Source organism: Vibrio nigripulchritudo ATCC 27043 (assembly GCF_000222685.1).
Lineage (GTDB): Bacteria > Pseudomonadota > Gammaproteobacteria > Enterobacterales > Vibrionaceae > Vibrio > Vibrio nigripulchritudo.
In genome coordinates this window covers 1-1,276 of sequence record NZ_AFWJ01000211.1, presented here as the reverse complement: position 1 = coordinate 1,276, position 1,276 = coordinate 1, and the positions used below count along the sequence as shown (strand labels likewise).

At 38.4% G+C, this 1,276-nt stretch carries 1 protein-coding gene; it reads left to right on the top strand.

All coding sequences use genetic code 11. The features are described from left to right. Nucleotides 1-764, top strand: a 764-nt coding sequence (locus RH89_RS15190; RefSeq protein ID WP_004403748.1) for a hypothetical protein, incomplete at its 5' end; no start/stop codon positions are given. Nucleotides 765-1,276: the final 512 nt, after the last annotated feature.

Sequence of the window (1,276 nt, the reverse complement as noted above, 5' to 3'; positions counted from 1 at the left end):
CAAGTATAGCTAAGCGCCACTCACACCTTAATGCGGCGTTAGTTTGCCAAAATTTAAAGATCGAGTTTTTGATGGAAGAATATTTTAAAATTATCATTCCTTTGATAGCAGTTTTGCTTGGCTGGCTGCTTAGTCAGCTGTCTGGTTTATTTGCAATTGGTCGTGAGGAAAAGCAGTTTCGGTCAAGTGCTTTACCTGCAATGCTAGATCTGTATTTTCAAAAGAATAGAATTGATCATGTATTAGCTTTCTTTAATGAGAAGCTAGGCGATAGTATGGAGATGCTGCATGATATATTTGTAAAACATGATGCAGATTTAGACAGCAGACGAAAGCTTATCGACGAACTAATGTCCAAATTTGAAAGTACTCGACAATCTAACTTAGACTTGCCGGAGAAGAATAAGATAAGTTTGGATAAATCGATAGAACGTTCGATAAACGAACTATCAAAGGTAGATGCTGTGTCTGCTTATAAGCTGGAGCGCATTTACAATGAGTTTATTCTTCTAATGGAAATACGATTCCCAGAAGAGCAACTTGATGCAAACTATTATCTAGATGTCTGGTCTGAATTACTTGGTGTATTCCGTCAAGATTTGCGAACACTACGTAAGTTGATTCTTAAAGTTGCTAGATCGATAAGCTTCTGTGATTACATCAAGGTACTTATGCTTTTGAGTGCTGAAGAGAAGCTATTGAAAAGTGTACCCAAGGAATCATTGGAGTCGATACTCAAAATAAAAAGACGAGTAAGTTCATAATCATATTAGGGTTTGGCAACTAACAAAGCGTTTAAGACAGATTCGCAACGCTCGGCATTTTCAGTTTGATTCAGCTTTAGTGTTTACGGCACAATGGTTTAGGTCTTGTGGTGGCGTTGCTCACTACTTAACGCGGCGTTATGTTGTACGTGAATTTTTGTGTCATAAGGGTTCGTCGTAAATTGTTCATTTTCAGCTAATATGTCTTTGGTTTACGTTTGCTTTTGGGTTTGATGGTTGCCGTTTTTGCCAATGCTGAAAAGGTCTTGCAGTGCAATAACTACCACTTTCCCAATTGTTCTTGGGCAACTTAAATCTGAGCTGATGGGGTTAACTTCTCACTTTTTATGAGCACCTCAATTCTTTGGTATGGTGGAGCTCGAGAAAATGGTAAACATAACAAAAAATTCAAGCAGACCAAAAACGCATGGCATTTTCAGCTTGCGTTGAGTATCGTGTTTACGGTGGTTTGCATAAAACGTGTTGGTGCGTTTTTGGCAGCTTAATTAGGC